We start from the raw sequence: 24,694 nt of genomic DNA, 5'->3' as shown, positions 1-24,694 counted from the left end.
CCCACCCCATGCGTTGATGGGACAGGGCACGCTAAACATCGGAACGGCGCGTGGTGGTTTGAATATCAACTCGGTACCTGATGCAGCCGAGATGACGATCGATATTCGCACAGTCGCTGGACAGGACCACAGGCAGATATGGGGTTGTCTGTGCAGTCGCATGGGTCCGAGCATCGGCTTACAAACCCTGCTCGACGTAGGCAGCGTCTTCACCGCACCCGAAGACCCTTGGATGCAGAGCGTATTCGCGCGCTGCCAGACCTTTTTCGACACGCCCTTGCAGCCCAAGACTGTTTCTTATTTCACCGATGCGGCAGCCTTGCGCGAACCGCTGGGGCAGCCACCGACCGTGATTCTGGGACCGGGAGAACCTCATATGGCGCACCAGACTGATGAATTTTGCTATGTCGCGCGGATAGGCGAAGCGGAACAACTGTTCCGCCACATCATCCTTGACTGGTGCAATGGATGACCTCGATCCGATCGGACTTAAAGAAGCGCGGATTTAATCAACTTTGACAGATGCCTTGGCGGCACAGGGCTATTTTTATTCGCGTTTCGCCAAGTTTCACAATTTTTCGCTGACTCGCGCTGTTTTTCTGGGGTTTCTTGCCTCTTTAGAGGCTTCACTTGGCGCTTTTTTCGCCCCTTGGCCCGCTATGGGCGCAGTTTTCCCCTGACCATGTACAAATTACTCAACTGATGTTACGCAGCCCACCCCTGATAGGCTTCACGGATGAAAAAAGCTGACCTGGATTTGTACACTGACTATTTGTTGAGCACCTTTGGTGCTGCAACGGCGACGGGCTTGTCGGCGATGGTCGAAGGTGACGTAAGCCATGATCAGATCACGCGGTTGTTATCGGCTCAAGATTACATGTCGAAGGATCTGTGGCAGCAGGTCAAACGAACCGTCAGATTGGTGGAGCGTGAGGACGGCGTGCTGATTTTTGATGACACGATCCAAGAGAAAGCCTGGACCGATGAGAGCGAGTTGATGTGCTGGCACTTTGACCATTGCAGCGGGCGCAACACCCTTTACACGCTCAACTACACGGAAAAAACATTTCAGCTAATCGATGTACCGGGCATTGAGGGTGATGAGCGCAAGTACGCGCACATGGTGCGCGAGGCTAACGCTGCGCACCTGACTCAGACTTCTCCGCCGCCAATGTCGGTAATGTGAATTTATCGAGGTGAATTTAAGGGCAGCTTTATGGAACTCCGCCGTCAATCCGGGTGGACATCACTTGGTGAGTTCAATGGCTGGTATCGGGCTGGCACTTCGATAAACTGAAATTCGGCTTTGGGCACACTGGAGGTGCTCCCCAATGACCGAAGTCTGGAAGGCTGACCTCAATGTCGGCTTTGTGGCTGGCCAATCAGATCAGACCATCTCAGGCATCGACAAACTCCGGGCAATCCCCCTTGACGCCCTCATACGATGTTCAACGCGGCCGAGATGTCGGTAGTTCGCGTGGGGCGCACCAGGCGCGCTACTTCCTGCCCGTCACGCATTAGCACCAACGTGGGCCAGAGCTTGACGCGGTAGCTGCGCCCAAGCGGGCGACCAGCTCCATCTTCAACCTTGATGTGGTGCCACTTCGGGTGTTGTGACAGCACCTCGACAAGTGCAGGCTGGGCGGCGAGGCAATGGCCGCACCAGTTTGTGCCGAATTCGAGCAGCGTAAGACCTTGCAGAGCGTCGATCGCGTCGCGACCTGGGGCTTCGGTTTCGCTGAGGTAGGGTTTGGGCGTGCTCATGCCTTGATTGTGGCTCATGATCCGGCGAAGGAGCGCAGGAAGTCCGGGGCGGTCAGTTGCACCTTGTGCCGGTGAATTGACTATTTGCACAGCCGGTCCACAGTAGTTCTCCCCGCAACTTAAGGAGATCATCATGGACACTGCAACCGGTTTACCTGCAAAGATTCCATGGAACAAAGGAAAGATTGTGGGCCAGAAGGCGCCGCTGAAGCTCAAAGACATCTGGGCAATCCGCATACGACTTCAACTTGGCCATCGCACTCGGGAGCTTGCGCTCTTTGATCTTGGGTTGGACAGCAAGCTCAGGGCATGTGACTTAGTCCGTTTGCGTGTACGGGATATTTGCAATGGCGATCGCGTCTCAACGCGTGCGATCGTCATGCAGCAGAAGACGTCACAGCCGGTTCAATTTGAAATCACAGCGCCGACGAGAGAAGCTGTTGCCCAATGGATCAAGGAGGCGGAATTGGCAAATGACGATTACTTGTTTCCCAGTCGGGTTCATGACTCCCCGCACTTGGGGACAAGGCAGTACGCGCGCATATTGGATTCCTGGATTGAGGAAATCGGTCTCGATCCAACAGCCTATGGCACCCACACAATGCGCCGTACAAAGGCGTCCTTGATCTACCGTCGCACCAAGAACATTCGTGCCGTGCAATTGCTTCTTGGGCACACCAAGTTGGAGAGCACGGTGCGGTACCTTGGCATAGAGGTCGAGGATGCCCTGGAACTCTCTGAACAGACGGAAATTTGAAGGCGCCGACCAGACCGGTGACGAAGGCCAATTTCGACTTCCAGTTACCGGTCATTGGCGAGTGACCGCAACTGGCCCAATCCGCAACCGCTGCATTGTTGTAGCTGGGCACCCGTCGTTAGGTCATCAGACCCGGGGAAATCAACCATGTCCCGTTTTATGTTTGGCAAACATCGGCCCCGCTCTGAAATGATGACACGCAACTTTGTGGGCAAATCGCAAGCGGTGTGTGCACCGCAGTGCCAATAGACATCTGCATTGGCAGTCAACGGCAACGGGATCAGATGATGCACAAGTAGAAAGGGCCCCGAAGGGCCCTTTCTAACTAGCGAGCACGTCGCTGAAGCGCATTACTTCTTCGCAGCAGGTTTTGCTTTTTTGGCAGGAGCAACGGCTTTCGGAACTGCCTTGGCTTTTGCCTTGGGGGCCGCAGGTGCCGCAGCAACTGGAGTTGCTTTCAGAGCAGTACGCTGATCACGCAGAGCGTTGATTTCAGCGCCAAGCTTGTTCTTGCGCTCGGTGAGCTTGGCAATGTTCGCGGTCAGCTTTTCAATGGCCTTGGCAGTCTTGGAGACGGGCGCCTTCTTGGCGGGAACCTTCGCAACAGTCTTCTTTGCTTGCGTAGGAGCCGTTACTTTTTTTGAAGTTGCAGCAGCTTTAGGAGCCGCTTTCTTTGCAGTTGCCATTTGATTTCTATTCCTATTTTGTTATCTGGCTAAGAACTTAGACAGGTCTCTATTGTCCTCAATATTTTTTGCAATAAATAGAAGGTACGCGAGAGCCAAATATCTTGTGGTGTGTAAGTCAGTCTCTTGTAGTCACTTCAGGGTGAATACGGCTTATGTGAAGCGATGGAACGTCTGTTCCGGGGCGCCCAATCAACTAAGTCGATCGCCCCTTTGGGCACGATGCGGGGTGATATAGGCCGCGCACAAGTCGGGAATACCGAAAATTCAACTTCCAAAAAGCAGACGCTAGCCACAATCAGCTACTGCTGCACTGCCGAAGTACGTCCTGCTCCATTACAGATACTCAATATGAATGTCAGCTTTCGAGAAGTTGACCGTCGGCCACAAACTGTCAAGAGCAATTCGTTGATCATCAGTCGCCGTCAGGTGGGAGTCCAAAGCTGGCCACTTATCATCTCAATTATTGAAGTTTGAAATGTCGCCGGAACATCTTCATCCATTAGGAGACTCGACCAATAGACATGATTTCGTTTGCGTTGACGATGGCCGCGGCAATCTCTTCAGTCGTGACGCGTTTGCTCATGGCCTGGTCTCGTATGAGGTCGTAGGCTGCGTCTTCTGTGATCTGACGTGTGCGCACAAGGATGCTCTTGGCTTCCGCAATCTGCCGCACGCCTAGAACTTTGGCCTCCAGCTTACGCAAGCGTCGCGCCTGGCTTTTCATATCTCGATGAACGCCACGTGCAACCACCAGCGCCGACAGAAGGCCGAAGGAACGGATCGGGCTCGGCAGAACAGCTTGCGCCCCGATATGCAGCACGGTTTCGACGATAGTGGGGTTTTCATAGGTCACAACCGCAATGACGGTCGGAACATCTTCTCCCTTAAGCCATTCGAACTCCGTGTCCATGCTCTCGGGTCGAACTGCCAGAAAAATAACGTCAATGCCAGCTGGCAACGCCGGCAACGGCGGCCAGAACGCCTGAACCTGACAGCCGATGCGCTGCAATTGCTGGGTTAACTGCCTTCCGTCAGCGTCATCGGGGTGAAAGACTGCGACCCGCAGAGTCCTAAGGTCCTTCAATAAGGGCGGTGTTGTACGTACCGCCCGTCGATGGATGCCGTTCTCCAATTCAAAGCTCCAGCGTGTTGAGGGACGCCGTCCAGTCGCCAAGCGAATGGGTGACCATATAGGGGTCAGGATGCACCGGCCGCGTTGCTTCTCGGACGATGGTGAACTGGCCCTTGGAATTGGCTACGCCAATACGTGGATATAGGGAAGTATGGTGATTCGTTGGGTCGATTCGCACGCGGCCCTGAGGTGCGTCGAACTCGCTGCCCAGAATGTGCGGCAGGATCTGACCAATATCATCCTCACCCGCGTTGCGAAGGGCATTGGCGAAAATGTGCACCTGAAAGTAAGCAGCCTCCCAACACATATTGGGAACACATTCGGACCCAAAGCGTCTGAGCAAACGATCGAGGCAGCGAAGGTTGGTCTCCCTATTGATTGACTGGAAGTAAGGCGCTGCAGTGAAATGCCCCAACGCTACCTCCGCGCCCATCTGGGATATTTCAGCCTCTGAAGTCGTCAAGCTGGCGATAGGCATGGTCTTCGGATTGAACCCCGCCTCTGCATAGGCCTGGTACAGACTGGCTGTGGAGTCGCCAACAACAGTCGAGAATATGAAGTCGGGCTGCTTCGCTTTGATGTCGTCCATGATCAGCTGGAAATCCCTGGCAGAAGCGTCAAGCTCGACATAGCGTTCACCCAGCTTACTGCTGTTGGGGCGCTGTAAAACAAGATCACTCATGATGCGATTGGACTCATAGGGGTAGATGTATCTCGACCCGATTAGATAAACCCTCGCACCAAAATTCGCCGTCATGAATTCGGCCAGTTGCACGCTGTTCTGATTCGGCGCAGCCCCTGTATAAATGATGTTGTTGGAAAACTCGAAACCCTCATAGAGGGTGGGGTAAAAAAGAAGCTTGTTCCATTTTTCAACGATCGGCAGCACGGCCTTGCGACTACTCGACATGTAGCAGCCAAAAATGACGTTGACCTTGTCCTGGACGATAAGCCGCTCCGCCAGCGCCGCGTATATCTCGGGAGACGATCGGGCGTCGTAGCACACCGGGACTATTTCCCGGCCGTCAATACCCCCAGCCTCATTGATTTCACCAATTGCCAGCAGTGTGCCTTGAAGCTGAGAATGACCTATCGTCGAAGTAACTCCCGTTTCCGAGAACAAAACACCGACGCGAATGGGATCCTTATTTGCCACGTTTCAGGCCTTTTTGCCAATGGGGTTGTGCTGCTGAACTCCACAGCAGCATTGTGCTACATGTTTTCTGGTCTGATTTCACGGCGTCGCCAGGCGGTTGTACAAGGTGGACAGCTGAGCGGGCAATCTGCTCGGTTCATCGACGATGCGGTAATTGTTCCAGCCAAAGATTCTTCTCACATATGGATCGGCTTGCGGGTCCAGCGCCACGCAAAAGGTCTGTACTCCCGCGCGCCTACCCTCATGTACAGCGGCCCGCGCATCTTCAATCAGATAGCCCGTCTTGAATACATCAATGTCAGACGGCGCGCCGTCTGTTACCAGAACAATGGCGCGATGATCAAACGGCTCATTTGCCAGACAAGCGACGGCATGGCGCAGTGCGGCACCCATGCGGGTCGAGTAGCGTCCCGGCACCGATTGGATCATGGCGACCGCAGCCACGTCCAGTGGCACGCCGAATTCAAGCAGACGGTAATAGTTGACCTCTGCGCGGGTGTTTGACGAGAAGCCATGAACGGCGATGCGGTCGCCGCTGAGCAGCACCGATTGAACGAGCAACAGCGCTGCTTTTTTTTCGATATCGAGAATGGATTCCATGCTGGTGCCGGGACAGTCGTTGGTCGACTCGGAGAGGTCAAGCAACACTAGGATGCTCGATGCCCGCTCTTCGCGTCCCGGGCGCGTGAAAAGGCGTAGATCCGGCGACAGTTTAAGTCGCTGATCGAGTACGGCCTCAATCGCTGCGTTCAGGTCGATGTCATCGCCCTCCCATTGCCGGCGCAGCCGCTGCCGTCGACTCAAGCTCCGCGAACGTGTCAGCGGAACCAGCGGCAGGGCCGGCGCGTCCCTTTTCGCGATGGCGCGCTGACCCTGCCAAGCAGGCCTCTTTTCAATCACGGTGCACCAGTCCGTGCGCATCAGTGACAGTTGGGCATCCCACTCCGGGTAAGTCTGGCGGCCCAGTTCAATCTCGACCGCCATTGGCTGGTTAAGCCCGTCGTCAGAGGCAACCGCATCCGGTCGCTGGGACGACTTGACCTGCAGGTCTACCGGCTCGGACGTCGGGGCACTAGGTTCATTGAATACCCAAAGAAATGAGTTGTCGTCGCGGTAGGCCTCAGGCACCACATAACGCTGCGCGCGAAATGGCACGCGCATCTGGCCGAGGTCATTCGCCAGGATCGAGGCAAGGCGGCGAAACGCCGGGTAATCCGTCAAGTTGGCCGCCTGCTCCTCGAACAGGCGACGGGCTTTGTTGACCCAGAAGTTGTCGTCCTGGTATTTCGGATCCATCAGTGCCAAGTTCATGCGCCCAACCAGCGCCGCGAACCCCAATTCGGCTGGTTTGACGCTGCGCCGCAGAAATTCGACAAACCAGCTCCGTACCCCTGGGTACTCGCGCACCAACAGCCTTTCGACACGAGCATCTTCTATTGCCGACACTATGGCAATTCCCATTGGCTTGAGTGTCAGGGTCGGCAGGCCCGCCGTCGAGAAGCGAAGGTGGGCCACAGCGTGTGCAACAGCGGCGCGGTAAAGGCGGTAACGATCGGGACCATCGAGAGCGGTGTAGTCGTCAGGTAGCAGCAAATGGCTCGGCGTCAACACCGGCCGCAAAGGCAAGCCCTCCAGGGTGCCTTGGCGCCGTGGCTGCAGTTGGATCTCGCGCCCGCACAGACCATGCAGTAAAAGCGCGAGCGAAGGTAGCGACTCCGACAAAGTGCCGGCGGACGCCTCGCCGTGCAGTGCCTCAATGCCGTGCTGATCATCGAGGCGGAAGTATGCTTGTTGCCGTAACTGCTGACCGGGGTACATGCGTAAGCCGGTCAGTATCCAACGCCCCAGCCCCTCAGCCCCGACTCGCGACAGCAAGGCATCAAGGCGATCGACTACCGCCAGCGCCGACACGGGATCCTCATCGTTCAGCGCTTCCAGCCAGTGCAGAACAGTGGAAACTTGCTCACTATCGGGCTGTGCCGCCAGTGTCGTCAACTTCTGGTCAAGCGCGCCGGTGAATTGACTGAGATGGACATCGCGCTCGCGTACATTCATGCCGTTCATGGGTGTCGGCGGATCAAGCGGGCCTTCGTCAGTCATGGCGGTGCATTTCTTACTGGCCGAAATAGGCTTCAATGAAACCACGCAGTGCCAATTCCATGTCCGGGTCATCAGTCAGGGCGCGGGTCATGGTCATGTCGCAGCTTTCCAGCGGATCAACGCCGGAGCCGATGAGCACGCCGGCGTAGATCAGCATGCGTGTCGAAATTCCTTCGTCCAGGCCATGGTGTTTCAGAGCGCGCGAACGCTGCGCGATGCCTACCAAGCGAGTCGCCACATCCAATGCGACAGAGGCCTCATGGGCCACGATATCGGCTTCGATGGCCGCGTCAGGGTAGTCAAACTTCAGTGCTGCAAAGCGCTGACGGGTGGACGGTTTCATGTCCTTGGACCGGCTCTGATAGCCCGGGTTGTAAGAAACCACCAATTGGAAATCGGGATGGGCATGCACCACTTCGCCCTTTTTGTCGAGCGGCAGAATGCGGCGCGCATCGGTTAGGGGATGGATCACCACCGTGGTGTCCTGCCGCGCCTCGACGACCTCGTCGAGGTAACAGATGCCGCCATAGCGAACTGCAAGCGTCAGGGGGCCATCGTGCCAGGCCGTTCCGTGCGCGTCCAGCAGATAGCGGCCAATGAGGTCTGACGCCGTCATGTCTTCGTTGCAGGCCAGCGTCACCAAGGGTCGCTGCAGCTTCCAGGCCATGTACTCAACGAAGCGGGTCTTGCCACAGCCAGTCGGCCCTTTCAGTATCAATGGCATGCGGTGCGCATACGCGTGCTCATACAGCGCAATTTCATGGCCGGCTGGTCGGTAAAAAGGCTCAGAATGGAGCCGGTAGGCGTCTAGGGTCGATGTCACGTCGGCAATCCTGTTAGGACGGACGGTCAGCGTACAGGCACGCCAACCGTCCTGGTGGGAATATCTAAGCGATCAGCGATGGCCAGGCGCCTGGTTCGGAATACCCTCGATCGGGCATTCGGCCGTTCCGGGCGTTGAACGTGTGATTGACTCCACCATCTTGCGAGTTCCTTCGGGATCGTTGATCCATTTGCCATAGAACTCAAAGGGGCATGCGGCAACGCCGTTGGCGTCTTCGCCAGAATTGATCTTGCCGGTATAGCCACGATGCACCAGCTTGTACAAATGGTTGTTCGACTGCTGGTTCTTGCGCGCGTCGCGGATCAGGCTGGTCGACAATTCTGCATACTGGATGCCCATTTCTTCGGTGCCGCATTCGCCCAGACTGCGGCCGTCAAAGCCGACAATCGCCGAATGGCCAAAGTAGGAGTACACGCCGTCGAAGCCGGTGGCATTGGCCACGGCGACATAAACATTGTTCATCCAGGCCATACATTTGGCCACCATCACCTGCTGCTCCTTCGCAGGGTACATGTAGCCCTGGCAGCGAACGATCAGTTCAGCGCCGCGCATGGCGCAGTCGCGCCAGATTTCAGGATAGTTGCCGTCGTCGCAGATGATCAGGCTGATCTTCATGCCCTTGGGGCCTTCGGAAACATAGGTGCAGTCCCCGGGATACCAGCCTTCGATCGGCGTCCATGGCATGATCTTGCGGTACTTTTGGACGATCTCACCTTTGTTATTCATCAGGATCAGGGTGTTGTACGGTGCCTTGTTGGGATGCTCCTCATGACGCTCCCCGGTCAGCGAAAACACCCCCCAGACATTAGCTTCTCGGCAGGCTGCCGCAAAGATCTCGGTCTCTGCACCGGGAATGGTCGACGCAGTTTCGTACATTTCTTGAGCGTCGTACATGATCCCGTGCGTTGAATACTCGGGAAATATCACCAAGTCCATTCCGGGTAGGCCGCGCTTCATGCCCACCAACATCTCCGCGATTTTCTTGGCGTTGGCCAGCACCTCTGCTGTGGTGTGCAGTCTGGGCATTTTGTAGTTAACGACGGCAACGCCGACGCAATCATTGCTGCTTCCAATATCACCGTGTCTCATAACGTAACTCCTTTGGTTAAAAAAACAATCAAACGGTCAAGAATGATTTGACCTTCTCATGGTTCAAGCCCGCGCGGGACTCCTCATGCACGATTCGCCCTCCGTCAAGGACCACAAACCGATCCGCCAGGTCAAGGGCAAAACTTAATACCTGCTCGGACACGACAATGGCAAAGCGTCGTTCCTTGCGCAGCACGTTCAAAGTTCGAGCGATTTCCTTGATGATGGATGGTTGAATTCCCTCAGTTGGCTCATCAAGAATGAGTACCTTCGGGTCGGAGACAAGAGCGCGGGCAATAGCCAGCATCTGCTGCTGTCCGCCGGACAGGTTTCCGCCCATGCGATGCTTCATTTCCAACAGAACCGGAAAGAAGCGGTAAACATATTCAGGCACGGTCCGGTAACCGGAGTGCTCACAGCCGCTAAGGATGTTTTCCTCGACTGTCAGGAAAGGAAAGATCATCCGCCCCTGCGGCACGAACGCCAAACCCCTGCGCACGCGCTCGAAGCTTTCGAGGCGCGTTAGCTCGGCACCTTGCAGATAGATACTTCCGGACTTAATCGGTAGCATTCCAATCAGCGACTTCAACAGCGTCGTCTTGCCCATGCCATTGCGCCCCATGATGGCCACCGATTCCTCGTTGCCGACGGTGAAGGACACATCTCGGATGGCTTGCGATTCACCGTAGAAGACATTCAGGTTTTTTACTTCAAACATGTTTTTTCCTCAGTGACCGAGGTACACATCGATCACGCGCGAATCCTCCTGCACCTCCGCCACTGAGCCCTCGCTGAGCAGTCGGCCCTGGTGCAGCACCGTAACCTTGTGCGCGATGCGTTTGACAAAGTCCATGTCGTGCTCAATCACGATGACCGATTTGCCCTGCGAAATGCGGTTCAGCAAGTCGGCGGTCTGTTCTCTTTCGCGCGGGCTCATTCCGGCGACCGGCTCATCGAGCAGCAGCAGTTCGGGCGATTGGATTAACAACATGCCAATCTCCAGCCATTGCTTCTGACCGTGGCTGAGTCGACCGGCCTTTTGATCAAGTTGGTCACGCAAGAAAACCTGTTCCGCGATTGAAGTGATGCGCTCCATCACCTGCTCGGTACGGCGAAAAAACAGGGAGCCCAGGACGCCCTGCCCTTCGGGCAGAGATATTTCGAAGTTCTCGATCACCGTCAGGTCTTCGTAAACCGACGGTGTCTGGAACTTGCGTCCAACACCGGCGCGAACGATCTGGTGTTCGGACAGCTTGGTCAGATCAATGCCATTGAAGAACACACGACCTGACGAAGGTCGCGTCTTCCCGCAGATCATGTCGAGCAATGTGGTTTTGCCAGCGCCGTTCGGCCCAATGATCACGCGCAACTCATTGCGCTCAACCGACAGGCTTAGAGCATCAACCGCGCGAAAACCATCGAACGAAACAGTCAGATCCTCTATGCGGAGTATGGACTCGGTGTCGGATTGGGAATGCGGCATTGCACCCCGTTGCGGTCTCATGTTGGGATCGTCGACTACGGCACTCATGGGGCTCCTCGTGTGAGGGGACGCTGGCGGATCATTCGATCGAGCAGTCCAGCCAGGCCGTTGGGCATGACCAGCACAACCAGAATGAACAATGCGCCAAGGAAGTACAGCCAGCCTTCGGGAAAGGTCTCCGACAAATACGACTTCAGGAAGCCAATCAGCAGAGCGCCGACCACCGCCCCGGGGATGGACAAGCGCCCGCCAACAGCTGCGTAAATCACCATCTCGACAGATGCGGCGACTCCGACCACGCTGGGGGCAATCAAGCCGACCTGCACGCTGTAGAAGGCGCCACCGATGGACGAGAGGATGGCCGCGAGTGTGAAGACGAAGGCCTTCATGTGGGCTGTGTTGTAGCCGCTGAAGCGAACCCGGTCTTCACGGTCGCGGATGGCGATCAGGATCTTTCCGAAACGACTGCGCACTACGGCCAGCGCCAACAACATCGCCAGCGAAATTGCCACAGATTGCACATAGTAGAGAACCCGCTTCGCGTGGTCGCCGATGATATCCAGGCCCAGCAGCGTGCGGAAGTCGGTGATACCGTTGGCACCACCAGTGTCGCCCTGCTGGCCAACGATCAGCACAGTCATGGCCAGCGCCAGCGACAGGGTAACGATGGAAAAATAAACGCCACCCACGCGTTTTTTGAAGATGAGGTAAGAGAACAGATAGGCCAGTACCGCAGGCACGACCAGGATCAGCAATATCGTGAGTGTCAAACTGTGGAAAGGCTCCCACCACAATGGGAGCTTTTCAACACTGCTCCAAACCATGAAGTCGGGCAGTTCGGGCGCAGATGCCTCGAGCTTCAAGAACATGGCCATCATGTAGCCGCCCATGCCGAAGAAGATGCCTTGGCCCAGGCTGAGAATGCCGCCATAACCCCAAGTCAGCACGACGCCAATCGCAACGAAAGCGAAGGACATGTATTTGCCCATCAGGTTCAGTCGGAACGGGTCCAGCACCAACGGAAAAACGGCCAACAGCAGAAGGATCACAAGCGCCACAGCAATCAACTCAGACTGGCGGATAAGACTATTCATGCCTTAGCCCCTCGATTTATTGGAGAACAGCCCGTTGGGCTTGAAATAGAGCACCACGATGACCAACAGCAGGACGGTCACTCTCGCCATCGAGCCGCTGATCAGGTATTCCAATGTGGTCTGCGACTGGGCGATCAGGAAACCTGACAGGGCAGTGCCCAGGAGACTTTGCACGCCGCCGAACACGACCACGATGAAGGAGTCCACAATGTAGATTTGCCCGGTGCCAGGGTTGGTCGAACCAATCATTGTGAAGACACATCCGGCAATGCCAGCCAGCCCGGAACCCAGCGCAAATGTCATGGCGTCAACGCTCCTGGTGTTGATGCCCACCGCACCACTCATGGCCCGGTTCTGTGTGACAGCGCGCACTCGCAGTCCCCAGCGGGTACGAGTCAACAACAGATAGACAGCGACAACCACAATGGCAGTCAGGCCAACAATAAAGAGCCGCGGCAACGAAAGTTGAATGCCGGCAATGGGCTCCCAGGCGCCGCTTAACCAGGGGGGGAGCGGCACGCTGACCTCCTGCGCACCGAAGATGGATCTGTAGGTTTGCTGCAGGATCAGGCTCAGGCCCCAGGTCGCCAGCAGCGTGTCAAGTGGTCGGTTGTAAAAGAATCGGATGAATCCGCGTTCAAGTAAATAGCCAAACGCGAACGTCACAAGGAAAGCGAAAGGTATCGCGACGAAGAGATACACACCCATCCACTCGGGCGCAAATCTGGTAAAGGCGGTCGCCGTCAGATACGTGACGTAGGCGCCCAAAGCCATCAGCTCGCCATGTGCCATGTTGATTACGCCCATGAGCCCGAAGACGATGGCCAGGCCAATTGCCATCAACAGCAAGATCGTGAACAGGCTGATGCCGTTGAAAATCTGCATCACCGCAATGTCCAAGCTCATTTGGTTTTCTCCCTCGTCATTTGATCGATGTGTGAATGAGTTACTGTGGGGCGAAAGGACCCACGCAGGCATCGTGCGATATCTGCGTGGACCTGGCGTGGCGTATTACAGTTTCGGGAAAGGGTTGGGCTCAATCAGGCCGGCCGATTCCCAGACAATGTCGAACTGACCGTCTGCACGCGCTTTTCCAATCCGCACTTTTTTCCAGACGTGCTGGTTTTTGGCGTGTACGCGCACCTTGCCTTCCGGTGCATCGAGCTCGATACCGGCACATGCGGCGAGCACCTTCTGTGGGTCGAAGGATTTGGCCTTTTCGACCGCCAGCTTCCACAAATGGACACAGTTATAGGCCACTTCCATCGGGTCGCCGATCACGCGATCTTGTCCGTACTTGGCCTTGAACGCCTTGACGAAGCGCTCATTAGCCGGGTTCTTGAGACTCTGGAAGTAGCCCATACAGGCGTAATAGCCGACAGCGTTGTCCTTGCCTATGCCTTCGATCTCATTTTCGGAAACCACGGTCGAGAGCAGCATCTGCTTGTTGCCATCCAAGCCAGCTGCACGCAACTGCTTGTAGAAGGCCACGTTGGAGCCACCGACGACGGTGCTGTATATCCAATCCGGCTTGGCGGCTTTGATCTTGTTGATGATCGACGAAAACTCGGTATGACCCAGCGGCGCATACTCTTCTCCGACGACCTTACCTCCCATGCGGGCAACGGTCGGCTTGGCGATCTTGTTGCAGGTGCGGGGGTAGATGTAGTCGGAGCCCACCAGGAAAATCGTCTTGCCTTTTTCGCGGGCCATCCATTCCACGGCGGCGACCACCGACTGCGTGGCCTCTTGCGACGGATAGATCACATGTTTGTCCTGCTCTTGGCCCTCGTAGTAGGTCGGGTAGAACAGCAGACCGTTGGCGCGGCTCAGTGCCGGCAACACCGCTTTGCGCGAGGCCGACGTGTAGCAGCCGACGATGGCGGCTACCTTGTCGCGTTCCAGCAGCTTCTGCGCTTTCTCGGCGAATACCGGATTTTCGCTGGCGGCGTCTTCCACAACTGCCTGGATCTGGCGTCCCATCACACCGCCTGCGGCATTGATTTCCTCAATTGCCATCTTCTCGGCGTCCACCAAGGACGCTTCGGCGATGGCAATGGTGCCAGATAGGGAGTGCAACAAACCCAGCTTGACTGCTTCCTGCGCACTGGCCAAGCTGGGGATCAGCGAGACTCCGGAAGCGGCGCCGAGCGCGACCATGGAACCGCTGGTTGTCATGAAACGGCGGCGATTAAATTTGCTCATCATGTTTCTCCTCTTTGTCGATGCGATATTGGTTAATGTTGAATTAGGACCATTCGAAAATAACTGTCAGGGGTACGATGCAACAGCCACCGCCGGTTGTTTTTTTCGGGCAAAGCAACGCCCTGAACGCCAAGGCGTTCGTTTGAAAAACACAATGAAACCGGCCAAACAAAAAAAGCCCGAACCGGATAAACCGGTTCGGGCTTTTTTGCCTTGCACTTGCCGGCAGTATTGGCGGTCAAGTGCGAAATGTCTGATGACGATTACTCGTCGGATATAAATATAGCAACTTTCAACATCGCTGAAATAAGTGCTTACCCTTGGTCTACTTGTTAACAGCTGCGACCGAAGTAGCGAACGCTGGATCACCGTGCTTGTGATATTGAGGCAGTCCGATCATGGTCGACTGATTGTCATCCGCGAACTTGATCGCAACAAGGCCCTCAGACGTCGCTCACAGTCGCCCACCGCCATGTTTCGTAGATCGTCGCAATGGCCCTGGCACGTTGCACTTGCCGTCGATCCATGTGTGTTCGAGCGGATGGGACCTCGTTCCAACGATGGCTGAGTCCGCCGGCTTCAGACGCTTTGCGACCACATCATCTCTGTCGGAAATGAAGTCCGCACAGGAGAAAAACTCTATTCATTGTCCATTCTCCTTACGCAAAGAGAAAGATCCTCGATCCACCAAGAGCCATGCGAAAGGACCACTGGAACGCGCAGCATGAAGTTCGTGTCCATACGCGCAACGGAGTCAAGGAACAATTTGGACGTGATTGTTTGCAAGCATGCGGGGGCGGATTGACCCGACGAAGGCGGTCAACACGGGCGACCGCAGGAAGTGGACTGGTACGCCTAAAACCGGCATGAAGCGTCACATTGATTTGACAGCAATCGTGAGATGCTAGTTCGCCCAACGCTTCATCGAAGTGTGAAAGAGGGCGCGAGGGTGTAAGAAATTTTGTGTAAACGGTCTTTTGGCAGGAAACTGCTGTCTTGCATGGAGCAATGATGACCGTAGAAATGAAACCCTTACCCAGCGACCTGATTGATGCGCTGCTGGCGGACTACAAAAAGCCCGAAGACTTGATTGGCCAGAACGGCCTCTTGAAGCAACTCACCAAGGCGCTGGTCGAGCGGGCACTGCAAGCCGAGATGACCGACCACCTGGGTCACGACAAAAACCAACTGGTCGCCAATGAAGCCGGCAACACCCGCAACGGGCGCAGCAAGAAAACACTCAAAGGCGACTTTGGCGAGTTGCCTATTGAAATTCCACGCGACCGCGCTGGTACGTTCGAGCCCCAACTGATTGGCAAGCACCAGACCCGCTGGAGCGGATTTGACGACAAGATTCTGTCGCTGTACGCCCGTGGCATGACGGTGCGTGAGATTCAAAGCCACTTGCAGGAAATGTACGGGGCCGAAGTGTCGCCCACTCTGATTTCCTCAGTGACCGATGCCGTCATGGACGAGGTCAAAGCCTGGCAGGCACGCCCCTTGGATGCGCTGTACCCCATCGTCTACATGGACTGCATTCACGTCAAGGTGCGCGACAACGGCGCCGTACGGGTCAAGGCCCTGTACCTGGCCATTGGCGTCAACCTGGACGGCCTCAAAGAGGTGCTGGGCCTATGGATGGCCCAGACTGAAGGCGCCAAGTTCTGGCTGCAGGTGGTGACCGAATTGAAGAATCGGGGTGTGGCTGACATCTTCATCGCCTGCGTGGACGGACTCAAAGGCTTCCCTGATGCCATTGAGGCGGTGTTCCCCAAGACTGCTGTGCAGCTTTGTCTGGTGCATATGGTGCGCCACAGCCTGAACTTCGTGGGCTGGAAACAGCGCAAAGATGTTGCTGCCGATTTGCGGCTGATTTACACGGCGGCGACCGAGGATGAGGCTCTGCGCCGGCTCGCGGAGTTTGAAGCCAAGTGGAATGAGTCCTTCGCCCCAATTGGGCAGTCCTGGCGACGTAACTGGTCACGCCTGACGCCGTTCTTTGACTACCCGCCAGACATTCGCAAAGTAATTTACACGACCAACGCCATCGAATCGGTGAACATGAGCCTGCGCAAAATCACCAAGACCCGCGGCTCGTTCCCAACGGACGAGGCGGTGTTCAAACTGTTCTATCTGGCACTGAACAACATCAGTCAGAAATGGACCATGCCGATTCGGGACTGGAAGGCTGCCTTGAATCGCTTTACCATTCAGTTTGACGAGCGCATGCCGCGCGTCTAACTCAACCGCCGTTTACACAAAATTCGGGACACCCTCTTGGATGACTGTCGTTTGGGTTCTGTCAGCTTTTCGGAGGATTTCTTTGGCGCTTCTAACGCCTTTGCTGCAGCCGACTGAATAAGGTGAGCCTCTGCCAAGCGCCCGAGTAGGTCTTCATCTTTGAGTGCCCAATGGGTGCGACTCATCTCCCAGGTTCTAATGTCGAGTAGCAGGGAGATGGGCTCGATCGATCTAAATGGAATCGCTGGGATATCTGGATAAAAGCCGAATTCGATGACTATCCAACGCCCTCGCTCCTTGATCGAGAGCAGATGACCGACTCTAACATTGCCTCCCATCCCTTCGTAGGCGAACAGACATGGCCAGCTCAGCAGAGTTTCTATGTGGCTTTCAGTCAAGACTTTGAAGGCCTCAGCGGTTTTCTCATTCGTGTACTCTAGAAAGCGGCTCCTGTCGAATTCATAGAATCCCTTGTCCCAGGCCCCGTCTTGAGCCGTCACAAAGAAGTGATACATGTCTCTCCCGATACTAGATGACTGGGTCTAATCGCAGCGATAGCTTCTCAAGCTGCTTGCAAGTCGGCAACCAAGTCTTCCTTGGTTAAGGACTCGAATTCGCTTCTCTTTAGCTTAAGCTGTTCGAGCATGAAAGTATTTGCCAACTCAAATGAGTCCAGCAATGTAAACCAGTTCAGGACATATCGTTTCATGCCGGTGTCGTGGCTAACTAAGCCTGGTTCACCCCGCGCTATTTGGCCGTTTAGTCGGCTGGCAATTTCGGTGTCCGCAGAGGAAATCTGCCGTCCTACCAAGATCAACTCAAAGCGCATTTTTGTGGAAGTGAACTCCGGATGTCTCTTGATAATGTCCGCATAGTCATCAAGCTGACGGAGATGCTTCTTGTTCAAGGAGATTCCGGGACGCTTTATTTCTATGATCACGCACCGAAAGACTTTTTGACCGTCAGACTCCACCGTAGGAATCCGCCGAGCTAAAAAGAGATCGGTCTGTCGGTTGACGCCTGCAATGTTGACGGCATCATCGACGTCACTCGAATCCAATTCCTCGATTTTTGGAATTGTGTCGCGAAGTCTTTTGGCAATCTTTGTGAAGGTGTCCTCCTCTGCTCCAAGCGTCTCGTATCCTGAGCCAAATAGCCAAGTGTTGTTTTCTATGATCTTTTGCAGATCCGGCGTTTCAAGGACTTCGCGGTAGTGATGATTCATCAACGAACGCAATTGCGAAGCGCCGGCCTGACGCCTTTGCAGGACTTCGATGGTCGCGACAATGTTTTCGAGCGTGGTCTGCTTAAGTTGCTGGGCGAGTTTGGTTACCGATTTTTCGTCCAGTTCCAGCACGCTGTTGAGAACCTCGAATAGAGAGTCGTTTTCATTCGAAACGGCGAGGCGATCCAACAGGCGGATAATGATCTTGCGCTGCTTCTTGTTCGCGGTATTGAAGACAGTAGGATCTGCGACGTAGATCTCCCGAATTAGCTCCTTAGCGTTGTTCAGTCTCCATGCTTGTTCTTCGGGTGGAAGACCCACATAGCTCGGGAAATAACCATCCTCGACGTACCGGTCCACCTCTTTTTCGGCTTGCTTCCGAAGAAAGTTCTCGTAGACGGACTCGGTCAATTCGTTCAGTTGGCGCGAAAGCCGCTTCCAGTCGGTCGAACTTAGGGTATGGGCATTGGGTTGAAGAAGATCCTGGTCAGCGGCGAATGTATCGGCCCACGCGGAGTCGATGCAAACACTTGTGAAAAATGCAGCCTTGTTGTTTAGTGTACTCAACTGCTTATAAACCAAGACTCCTTGGCTATTTAGCAAGTAAGTGTATGACTTTTCGGAACTCGGACGTTCATCCCATCGGATAACCTGCACATCGAAGACATGGTTGCCGATGTCAAATTTCTTCTGCGTAATTTCGTTGCTCGGAACTGCGATTTCGGCACCATTTAGCTTGAGCGATTTTGCCGGATGCATTGCAAGAAACCAGCCGAATTCCACAGAGAACTTCTCGCGCAGATCAATCAAATTAGGCAGGTTGAGCGTGAATTGATTCAGCTTGACAAACGTGCCTTGTGCGACTTGGCGCAATTCGACACTTTGTGCCTCGGCCGGCAACTGCTTGCCGTCGTAGGCTTTAATCTTGGATGCGTCGACAACGATACGAGCGTCACCGGTGGTAGATCTGGTGTGCCATGTCGCTAGGTGGCATATCCGATGAAACGCAAGCCGACCTCGACCGTGGGCACCGTGCTGCGTGGCGTCCTCGCGTTTGGCCGACTCGTTGAACTTGCCAAACGTTTCCTTGAGTTTCGTATGGTCTATGCCGGCGCCATCATCCAGAATCGTCACGGTATCGGTCCCGTGCATGTTGTTCTCGGCGACAGTCACCGCTACGGCATTTGCCTTAGCGTCGAAACCATTCCAAACAAGTTCGAACAGTGGCTGCCATGGCTCAACATTTTTGAAATGCTTCTTGATTCCCTCGTCGCTGATTTCAGTCGTGCCGGAAATATCAATCAATGTCATCATAATTCTCCGATGGTAGACGAGATAGCGACTATCGCAAATGTAGAGTTGTACGTGCGCGTCTGCGCCCTGTGCTGAGGCGCTGCAGCCCAGGGTGAAATGGAGCCAGATAGCGGCGCGCGGGGTGAAGTCACTTCGGGTTCAGTGTCAGAGAAGGCAGAGCTTGCTCGAGTTCACTGAGGGGGCCACGAGTCGAACATTCTCCTAGTGACGGCTTCAATGCGCTCTTGCTCGATTGGGTGAACTTCCGCGAAGGACACGTTGCCGAATGCCACCAACGGCTTCTGACTGGAGTCGAACTGGATGACTGGAAAGCGGCCTGTCGTGAACGACGTTTTACGCTACATTGCCGCAATAGAAACGGAAGCAATGGTAGATCAGCCGCCAGCACGGGTGGGCTCTTTTTCTTCGGCAATCGATGCTATGAAACTGATAGCTGAAAGTTTCAAATATTGCTGGCCGTGTCAAAGGGAGCAGGTCTCACGCGATACCCTCTCATGTTAGAGAAAGGGCATACGTCAGTATCATTGCTGAGGTTGCGGCGGCACGGAAATTCTTGCGTATATCACCACGTCTGGCCGGTCACTATTTTCTGTTCCGCGACAAAGTGACTGACTTTGCCGTGAATCATGTGGCAGCCCTTGCCAACGGTAACGACAGCCGCGCAATGAAGTTCAGGGAGTAGGTCCCTGCCGTTGGCGTGCCCGAGGATTGCGGTCTTCACGGGTTGGAGCCGTGGCCTGTGCGTGGTCACATACAGGGTGCTTGTAACGGTGGTGACTTTGAGGAGCAGACCGGGGGTAGCCCGTCGCTCTCGGGAGGTAATGCGGAGGTAACGCAGTCATTGATAGAGTTGAAAAAATAAAAACCCTAAGTGAATCAATCACTTAGGGTTTTATTTTGGCGGAGAGGGTGGGATTCGAACCCACGGTACCTTGCGGTACGCCTGATTTCGAGTCAGGTACATTCGGCCACTCTGCCACCTCTCCTGTGTCGACTGCGTGCCATTGTATCAGCGGCGTTGCCCGTGCCGGCCAGACTTACTCTGCGTCGGTCATCAGCTGCAAGGCTGTGTTGATGTCCTTGGCGTCAACTTCGGCATTCGGCTGCAGTTTGTCTGCCAGGCCGGCGAGGGCCGCGACGCCCTGCGTCTGCAACAAACCGATGGATTGACCGGCCTCCCTGGGTGAATCGAAGCCGGTACTCTGCAACAGCAGACGGCCATCAGCATCCATCAACTTGAAGTAGAACTTGCCATCGCGTTCGCGGTATTGCTTGAAAACGGGTTTCGCGACCTTGGCAGTTTTTGCTGCTTTGCTACTGGCTTGCACACGCAGGTCGCGCAAGCCGACGGCGTGGCGCAGGCGACCCATGAACGGGGTTGCGATCTGGCGTGCCTTGGCGGCACCGGCCAGCAGGATGGCCTCAATCTTTGCAGGGTCGTTCAGGAGCGCCAGATACGCTTCACGCATGGGAGCGATCTCGCGGTCGATCCGCTCAAACACCACCTGTTTGGCGTCACCCCAGGCAATGCCGTCGGTGTAGGCCTGACGCAGGGCTGCAGTCTCTTCAGTCGTGGCAAAGGCTTGGTAAATCTGGAACAGCGCAGAGCCTTCCACGTTTTTGGCCTCGCCGGGCGCTGATGAGTCAGTCACGATGCTGGCGATGAGCTTTTTGAGTTGTTCCCGCGGTGCGAAGAGCGGGATGGTGTTGTCGTAGCTCTTGCTCATTTTGCGGCCATCCAGGCCGGGCAGGGTGGCTACGTCTTCCTCAATTTCGGCTTCGGGCGGCACAAAGTGTTCGCCATAGCGGTAGTTGAAGCTGTGCGCCATGTCGCGCGCCATCTCGATATGCTGGATCTGGTCGCGCCCCACCGGCACCTTGTGGGCGTTGAACATCAGAATGTCCGCGCCCATCAGCACCGGATACATGAAGAGGCCGGCACTGACATCCGCGTCGGGGTCTTCGCCGGCACTCGTGTTCTTGTCCACCGCCGCCTTGTAGGCGTGAGCCCGGTTCAGGACGCCCTTGCCGATAACGCAGGTCAGCAGCCACGTGAGTTCCGGAATTTCGGGCACGTCAGACTGGCGATAGAAAATGACGCGTTCCGGGTCCAGCCCGGCCGCGAGCCAGCTGGCCGCAATTTCCAGCGTGGAGCGTTGGATGCGCGCAGGCTCATCGATCTTGATCAGGGCGTGGTAATCCGCCAGAAAATAGAAACTCTCGACGTCAGGGTCCAGGCTGTGTCGCACCGATGGCCGGATGGAGCCGACGTAATTGCCCAGATGGGGGGTGCCGGAGGTGGTGATCCCGGTCAGAAAACGCTTCGAACTCATGGTCGTAAAACTTCTTGTGCAAAGGAATGGGCTAGCCAAAAATCATGGAAATCGGGGTCAACAAGATATCCAGCAGACCATAGCTGAGCGCCATCAAGGGTTGCAGCCACAGCGTGCTGACAACGCCTGAAATCACGAGCGCCATCACGATGAAAAACCCCCAGGGCTCGACGCGCGACACCAGTTCGGCCTGGCGGTAGGGCAGCAGGCCGACCAGAATGCGCCCGCCATCAAGGGGTGGCAGCGGAAACAGGTTGAACGCAAACATCACCAAATTGACCAGAATGCCGCCTTGCGCCATCTTGAGAAAAAACGGCTCGGTCACGCCAGTCCCCCTCAGGATGAAAAACAGGGCGCCCCAGAGAAAGGCCTGGATGAAATTGGCCCCTGGCCCGGCCAGTGCCACCCAGATCATGTCGCGCTTGGGATTGCGCAACTTGTCAAACCGCACCGGCACCGGTTTGGCATAGCCGAACAGGAAGGCCCCCGAGGTGGCGAAGTACAGCAGCAGCGGCATCAGGATAGTGCCCACCGGGTCAATGTGCTTCAACGGGTTGAGTGTGATGCGCCCCAGCATGTAGGCGGTGTTGTCGCCAAAATGCCGTGCGGCATAGCCATGGGCCGCCTCATGAATCGTGATGGCGAACAGCACTGGCAGAGCATACAGGGCGACGGTTTGAATGAGGTGGGCGATATCCATCGGGCAATTGTCTCAGAGGCAATGTGGCTGGCGCTTTACAGACCGAGGGCTGCCAGCGTTCCGCGTCCCTGGCGAATCACCACCGGTTCGCCGCCGGTCAGGTCCACCACCGTGGTGGGTTCCAGGGCGCACGCGCCTGCGTCCACGACGGCCGCAATCTGGTTTTTGTAACGCGCACGGATATCCTGCGCGTCGTTGAGCGGCTCTGTCTCGCCGGGCGCTATTAGAGTTGTAGCAAGCAAGGGGCCGTCGTGCAGCGTCAGCAACTCCTGCAATACCTTGTGGTCCGGTACCCGCAGGCCGATGGTCTTGCGGGAGGGGTGACTCAGGCGGCGGGGGACTTCCTTGCTGGCTTCCAGAATGAAGGTGTATGGCCCGGGTGTGGCGGACTTGATGAGCCGAAACTGCTGGTTGTCCACCCTGGCGTAGTTGGCCAGTTCACTGAGATCGCGGCACAACAGGGTGAGGTGGTGCTTGTCGTCCACGCCCCGGATGCGGCGCAGCTTGTCTGCCGCGGCCTTGTCGTCCAGATGGCAGACCAGGGCGTAGCTGGAGTCGGTGGGCACCGCCAGGATCTCGCCTTTTTCAAGCAGCGCGACGGCCTGCTTCAAAAGCCGCAGTTGCGGGTTGTCGGGGTGAAGTTCAAAGAGCTGGGGCATGGGTGTATTGTCGGCGAATGATGTCGGGTCGGCTGGATCAAGGCGTGGGCGCGGGCTGGCGAACGACCGCGCGCCGTTGCACGGCCACCTCGTGGGCGGAGAGCAGGGCATTGCCAATGCCGGTGCCAGCAATCACGGCAATGCCGAGCCAGGCCAGGGTGTCGGGGACGTGCCTGAACACCAGCCAGCCGCCCAGCGTTGCAAACGCGATTTGCGTATAGAGGTAGGGCGTCAGCACCGGCGCAGAGGCCCGCATGTAGGCCCGGATCAACATCAGGTGGCCAAAGGTCCCCAGAAAACCGATGAGTACAAACCAGGGCCAATGTGCCAGCAGAGCCGCCGTGTCCCAGCTGAACACCACGATGGGGCTCATCACCAGGGTACCCACCAGTCCGGTGTAGAAGTGGGTGGTGTACGGGTTTTCTTCACCACTCAGGCGGCTGGTCAGCACCTGAAACCAGGCATAGGTGCTGACCAGCAGCACGGGAAACAGCAAGGCCCAGCTGAAGACCTGACCGCCGGGACGAATCACCAGCAGCACCCCGCCCAATCCCGCCGCCATCAGCAGCCAGCGCCGCGGGGAGACATGGTCTTTCAGCAGCCAGGCCGCCAGCGCGGTGGCCACCAGGGGCGACAGCATCACCATCGCAGTGAACTCGCCCACAGGCAGATGCTGCAAGCCAAAAAATGAGCAGGCGCTGGTGGTCAGCAGCAGCACCCCGCGCAGGGTCTGAAAGCGTGGATTGGGGGTCGTCAGCAACGCCAGTTTTTGCACCGGAAAGCGCAGGGCAAAGGTCACCACCGCCTGAAACGCATAGCGGAACCACAGCAACATCAGCACCGGTGCCAGTGTGGCGGCATATTTGGTGGTGGTGTCCAGCACGGCAAACGCGAGCGCCGCCAGCACGATGAGTAAAACGCCAGCACCCTGTCGGGTGCGCCAGAAGGCCATGGGGCGTCAATGGCCCGTGGGGGCACTGGCCCCCGGACTCTCGACAGATGCGTGCCGGATACGGTCGGCCAGCAGTTCCCAGACCGGCGTCAGTTTGCCCGGCAGATAGGGGAGTGTGCCCAGTTCCGTGTGGCTCTCATCCGGGCTGTGGAAATCACTACCCCGGCTTGCCGCCAGACCGAATTCGCGGGCAGTGTCGGCATAGGTGATGTATTCGGCCGCCGTGTGGCTGCCGGTGACCACTTCCACGCCCTGCCCGCCATGGCTTTTGAATTCGCTGAACAGCGCGAATTCCTCGTTGCTGGTGAACTTGTAGCGTGCCGGGTGCGCAATCACCGCCACCCCGCCGGCTTCCCGGATCCAGGTCACGGCGTCTTTCAGGCTGGCCCAGCGGTGCTCTACAAAGCCGGGCTTGCCTTCGGTCAGGTATTTGCGGAACACTTCATAGGTGTCCCGGCAGACGCCGCTTTCCACCAGAAAGCGGGCAAAGTGGGTGCGGGAAATCAGTTCGTGGTTACCGGCAAATTTCAAGGCGCCGTCATAAGCTCCCGGAATGCCCGCCTTGGCCAAGCCGTCGGACATGTCCATCGCACGTTGCCCGCGGCCACCCCGGGTCTGGTTGAGGCCCAGCTTCAGGGCCGGGTTTTCCGGATCAAACCCCAGGCCCACGATGTGGACCGTTTGCGCGACGAAGGTGACCGAAATCTCAACGCCGGTAAGGTAGTGCATGCCGATGGCGCTGGCCGCCGCAGCGGCACGTTGCTGGCCACCAATTTCGTCATGGTCGGTCAGGGCCCACAACTCCACCCCATTGGCCTTGGCGCGTGCGGCCAGCGCTTCGGGTGTCAGGGTGCCGTCGGACACGACGGAATGGCAGTGGAGGTCGGCGTTGAGGATGGATGGCACCCCTGCATTTTAGGCGTTGTGACCGGCAGACGCCTGGGCCGGGCGATCGAC

General features: G+C 56.4%; 24 protein-coding genes and 1 tRNA gene. 5 read left to right on the top strand and 20 right to left on the bottom strand.

What is annotated here, in order from left to right; all coding sequences use genetic code 11:
• The coding region (locus tag Q7T10_RS07145) for a peptidase dimerization domain-containing protein (protein WP_304747160.1) at positions 1 to 472 on the top strand (472 nt) is incomplete at its 5' end.
• Between the two features lie 264 nt (positions 473 to 736).
• Positions 737 to 1,186, top strand: a complete 450-nt coding sequence (locus tag Q7T10_RS07140) for a hypothetical protein (RefSeq protein ID WP_304747158.1) — start codon at positions 737 to 739, stop codon at positions 1,184 to 1,186.
• Positions 1,187 to 1,437: 251 nt separating this feature from the next.
• On the opposite strand, the gene Q7T10_RS07135 is transcribed toward Q7T10_RS07140, so the two are convergent.
• Positions 1,438 to 1,764 (bottom strand): thioredoxin family protein, encoded by a 327-nt coding sequence (locus Q7T10_RS07135; protein WP_304747165.1) that lies wholly within the window; start codon positions 1,762 to 1,764, stop codon positions 1,438 to 1,440.
• A gap of 133 nt (positions 1,765 to 1,897) precedes the next feature.
• On the opposite strand from Q7T10_RS07135, the gene Q7T10_RS07130 reads away from it, so the two are divergent.
• A complete protein-coding gene (locus tag Q7T10_RS07130) occupies positions 1,898 to 2,521 on the top strand; it encodes a tyrosine-type recombinase/integrase (RefSeq protein WP_304747157.1) in 624 nt (207 codons plus the stop codon).
• 350 nt (positions 2,522 to 2,871) lie between these two features.
• Here the strand turns inward: Q7T10_RS07130 and Q7T10_RS07125 are convergent, their stop codons facing one another.
• The 11 genes from Q7T10_RS07125 to urtA form a co-directional block, all read right to left on the bottom strand.
• Positions 2,872 to 3,207, bottom strand: a complete 336-nt coding sequence (locus Q7T10_RS07125) for a histone protein (RefSeq protein WP_304747156.1) — start codon at positions 3,205 to 3,207, stop codon at positions 2,872 to 2,874.
• A gap of 502 nt (positions 3,208 to 3,709) precedes the next feature.
• Positions 3,710 to 4,342 carry an ANTAR domain-containing response regulator gene (locus Q7T10_RS07120; protein ID WP_304747155.1) on the bottom strand — a complete coding sequence of 211 codons (633 nt, stop codon included), beginning with the start codon at positions 4,340 to 4,342 and terminating at the stop codon, positions 3,710 to 3,712.
• A gap of 1 nt (position 4,343) precedes the next feature.
• A complete protein-coding gene (locus Q7T10_RS07115) occupies positions 4,344 to 5,498 on the bottom strand; it encodes a transporter substrate-binding domain-containing protein (RefSeq protein WP_304747153.1) in 1,155 nt (384 codons plus the stop codon).
• A gap of 78 nt (positions 5,499 to 5,576) precedes the next feature.
• Positions 5,577 to 7,598, bottom strand: coding sequence for a nitric oxide reductase activation protein NorD (locus Q7T10_RS07110; protein WP_304747152.1), 2,022 nt, complete (start codon positions 7,596 to 7,598; stop codon positions 5,577 to 5,579).
• A gap of 13 nt (positions 7,599 to 7,611) precedes the next feature.
• Entirely contained in the window at positions 7,612 to 8,421 is an 810-nt protein-coding gene (locus Q7T10_RS07105; RefSeq protein ID WP_304747151.1) for a CbbQ/NirQ/NorQ/GpvN family protein, read from the bottom strand.
• Between the two features lie 72 nt (positions 8,422 to 8,493).
• Complete coding sequence (locus Q7T10_RS07100) at positions 8,494 to 9,531, bottom strand: aliphatic amidase (RefSeq protein WP_304747150.1); 1,038 nt, start codon at positions 9,529 to 9,531, stop codon at positions 8,494 to 8,496.
• 28 nt (positions 9,532 to 9,559) lie between these two features.
• The gene (gene urtE / locus Q7T10_RS07095) at positions 9,560 to 10,249 is read right to left on the bottom strand and encodes an urea ABC transporter ATP-binding subunit UrtE (RefSeq protein WP_304747149.1); all 690 of its coding nucleotides are present in this window, start codon (positions 10,247 to 10,249) and stop codon (positions 9,560 to 9,562) included.
• Between the two features lie 9 nt (positions 10,250 to 10,258).
• Positions 10,259 to 11,035, bottom strand: coding sequence for an urea ABC transporter ATP-binding protein UrtD (gene urtD / locus Q7T10_RS07090; protein ID WP_370653742.1), 777 nt, complete (start codon positions 11,033 to 11,035; stop codon positions 10,259 to 10,261).
• Positions 11,036 to 11,058: 23 nt separating this feature from the next.
• Complete coding sequence (urtC, locus tag Q7T10_RS07085) at positions 11,059 to 12,108, bottom strand: urea ABC transporter permease subunit UrtC (RefSeq protein ID WP_304747148.1); 1,050 nt, start codon at positions 12,106 to 12,108, stop codon at positions 11,059 to 11,061.
• Positions 12,109 to 12,111: 3 nt separating this feature from the next.
• Entirely contained in the window at positions 12,112 to 13,014 is a 903-nt protein-coding gene (urtB, locus tag Q7T10_RS07080) for an urea ABC transporter permease subunit UrtB (RefSeq protein WP_300515833.1), read from the bottom strand.
• Between the two features lie 105 nt (positions 13,015 to 13,119).
• On the bottom strand, positions 13,120 to 14,313 hold the full coding sequence (urtA, locus tag Q7T10_RS07075) for an urea ABC transporter substrate-binding protein (RefSeq protein ID WP_304747147.1): 1,194 nt from the start codon (positions 14,311 to 14,313) through the stop codon (positions 13,120 to 13,122).
• A gap of 1 nt (position 14,314) precedes the next feature.
• Here urtA and Q7T10_RS07070 point away from each other — a divergent pair, with 1 nt between their 5' ends.
• Together Q7T10_RS07070 and Q7T10_RS07065 are read left to right on the top strand one after the other, a co-directional pair.
• A complete protein-coding gene (locus Q7T10_RS07070; RefSeq protein ID WP_304747145.1) occupies positions 14,315 to 14,593 on the top strand; it encodes a hypothetical protein in 279 nt (92 codons plus the stop codon).
• Positions 14,594 to 15,321: 728 nt separating this feature from the next.
• Entirely contained in the window at positions 15,322 to 16,554 is a 1,233-nt protein-coding gene (locus Q7T10_RS07065) for an IS256 family transposase (RefSeq protein ID WP_304747144.1), read from the top strand.
• On the opposite strand, the gene Q7T10_RS07060 is transcribed toward Q7T10_RS07065, so the two are convergent.
• The 8 genes from Q7T10_RS07060 to Q7T10_RS07025 all read right to left on the bottom strand — a co-directional run bounded on the left by Q7T10_RS07060 (position 16,551) and on the right by Q7T10_RS07025 (position 24,643).
• Entirely contained in the window at positions 16,551 to 17,069 is a 519-nt protein-coding gene (locus Q7T10_RS07060; protein WP_304747143.1) for a hypothetical protein, read from the bottom strand. The genes Q7T10_RS07065 and Q7T10_RS07060 overlap by 4 nt on opposite strands.
• Before the next feature lie 47 nt (positions 17,070 to 17,116).
• Entirely contained in the window at positions 17,117 to 19,090 is a 1,974-nt protein-coding gene (locus Q7T10_RS07055) for an ATP-binding protein (RefSeq protein ID WP_304747141.1), read from the bottom strand.
• A 901-nt stretch (positions 19,091 to 19,991) separates the two neighbouring features.
• Positions 19,992 to 20,079: transfer RNA gene (locus Q7T10_RS07050), tRNA-Ser, on the bottom strand.
• 51 nt (positions 20,080 to 20,130) lie between these two features.
• Positions 20,131 to 21,426 carry a tryptophan--tRNA ligase gene (locus Q7T10_RS07045; RefSeq protein ID WP_304747140.1) on the bottom strand — a complete coding sequence of 432 codons (1,296 nt, stop codon included), beginning with the start codon at positions 21,424 to 21,426 and terminating at the stop codon, positions 20,131 to 20,133.
• Between the two features lie 31 nt (positions 21,427 to 21,457).
• A complete protein-coding gene (locus Q7T10_RS07040) occupies positions 21,458 to 22,126 on the bottom strand; it encodes a site-2 protease family protein (protein WP_304747138.1) in 669 nt (222 codons plus the stop codon).
• A 35-nt stretch (positions 22,127 to 22,161) separates the two neighbouring features.
• Positions 22,162 to 22,785 (bottom strand): L-threonylcarbamoyladenylate synthase, encoded by a 624-nt coding sequence (locus Q7T10_RS07035; RefSeq protein ID WP_304747136.1) that lies wholly within the window; start codon positions 22,783 to 22,785, stop codon positions 22,162 to 22,164.
• Positions 22,786 to 22,822: 37 nt separating this feature from the next.
• The gene (locus Q7T10_RS07030; RefSeq protein WP_304747135.1) at positions 22,823 to 23,737 is read right to left on the bottom strand and encodes a DMT family transporter; all 915 of its coding nucleotides are present in this window, start codon (positions 23,735 to 23,737) and stop codon (positions 22,823 to 22,825) included.
• Between the two features lie 6 nt (positions 23,738 to 23,743).
• Positions 23,744 to 24,643, bottom strand: a complete 900-nt coding sequence (locus Q7T10_RS07025; protein ID WP_304747134.1) for a 3',5'-nucleoside bisphosphate phosphatase — start codon at positions 24,641 to 24,643, stop codon at positions 23,744 to 23,746.
• Positions 24,644 to 24,694 lie beyond the last annotated feature (51 nt).

The organism is Rhodoferax sp. (assembly GCF_030646845.1).
Lineage (GTDB): Bacteria > Pseudomonadota > Gammaproteobacteria > Burkholderiales > Burkholderiaceae_C > Rhodoferax.
Note: the sequence above shows the minus strand (reverse complement) of the source record. Positions and strands in the feature narration are given on the sequence as shown.

Bases quoted from the DNA above. Each gene is read 5' to 3' on its own strand.
- Q7T10_RS07135 (WP_304747165.1), bottom strand. From the start codon at position 1,764: ATGAGCACGCCCAAACCCTACCTCAGCGAAACCGAAGCCCCAGGTCGC.
- urtE (WP_304747149.1), bottom strand. From the start codon at position 10,249: ATGTTTGAAGTAAAAAACCTGAATGTCTTCTACGGTGAATCGCAAGCC.
- Q7T10_RS07130 (WP_304747157.1), top strand. From the start codon at position 1,898: ATGGACACTGCAACCGGTTTACCTGCAAAGATTCCATGGAACAAAGGA.
- Q7T10_RS07040 (WP_304747138.1), bottom strand. From the start codon at position 22,126: ATGGATATCGCCCACCTCATTCAAACCGTCGCCCTGTATGCTCTGCCA.
- urtB (WP_300515833.1), bottom strand. From the start codon at position 13,014: ATGAGCTTGGACATTGCGGTGATGCAGATTTTCAACGGCATCAGCCTG.
- Q7T10_RS07140 (WP_304747158.1), top strand. From the start codon at position 737: ATGAAAAAAGCTGACCTGGATTTGTACACTGACTATTTGTTGAGCACC.
- Q7T10_RS07035 (WP_304747136.1), bottom strand. From the start codon at position 22,785: ATGCCCCAGCTCTTTGAACTTCACCCCGACAACCCGCAACTGCGGCTT.
- Q7T10_RS07100 (WP_304747150.1), bottom strand. From the start codon at position 9,531: ATGAGACACGGTGATATTGGAAGCAGCAATGATTGCGTCGGCGTTGCC.
- Q7T10_RS07110 (WP_304747152.1), bottom strand. From the start codon at position 7,598: ATGACTGACGAAGGCCCGCTTGATCCGCCGACACCCATGAACGGCATG.
- Q7T10_RS07055 (WP_304747141.1), bottom strand. From the start codon at position 19,090: ATGACATTGATTGATATTTCCGGCACGACTGAAATCAGCGACGAGGGA.
- urtA (WP_304747147.1), bottom strand. From the start codon at position 14,313: ATGAGCAAATTTAATCGCCGCCGTTTCATGACAACCAGCGGTTCCATG.
- Q7T10_RS07125 (WP_304747156.1), bottom strand. From the start codon at position 3,207: ATGGCAACTGCAAAGAAAGCGGCTCCTAAAGCTGCTGCAACTTCAAAA.
- urtD (WP_370653742.1), bottom strand. From the start codon at position 11,035: ATGAGACCGCAACGGGGTGCAATGCCGCATTCCCAATCCGACACCGAG.
- Q7T10_RS07030 (WP_304747135.1), bottom strand. From the start codon at position 23,737: ATGGCCTTCTGGCGCACCCGACAGGGTGCTGGCGTTTTACTCATCGTG.
- Q7T10_RS07065 (WP_304747144.1), top strand. From the start codon at position 15,322: ATGATGACCGTAGAAATGAAACCCTTACCCAGCGACCTGATTGATGCG.
- Q7T10_RS07070 (WP_304747145.1), top strand. From the start codon at position 14,315: ATGTTTCTCCTCTTTGTCGATGCGATATTGGTTAATGTTGAATTAGGA.
- urtC (WP_304747148.1), bottom strand. From the start codon at position 12,108: ATGAATAGTCTTATCCGCCAGTCTGAGTTGATTGCTGTGGCGCTTGTG.
- Q7T10_RS07045 (WP_304747140.1), bottom strand. From the start codon at position 21,426: ATGAGTTCGAAGCGTTTTCTGACCGGGATCACCACCTCCGGCACCCCC.
- Q7T10_RS07060 (WP_304747143.1), bottom strand. From the start codon at position 17,069: ATGTATCACTTCTTTGTGACGGCTCAAGACGGGGCCTGGGACAAGGGA.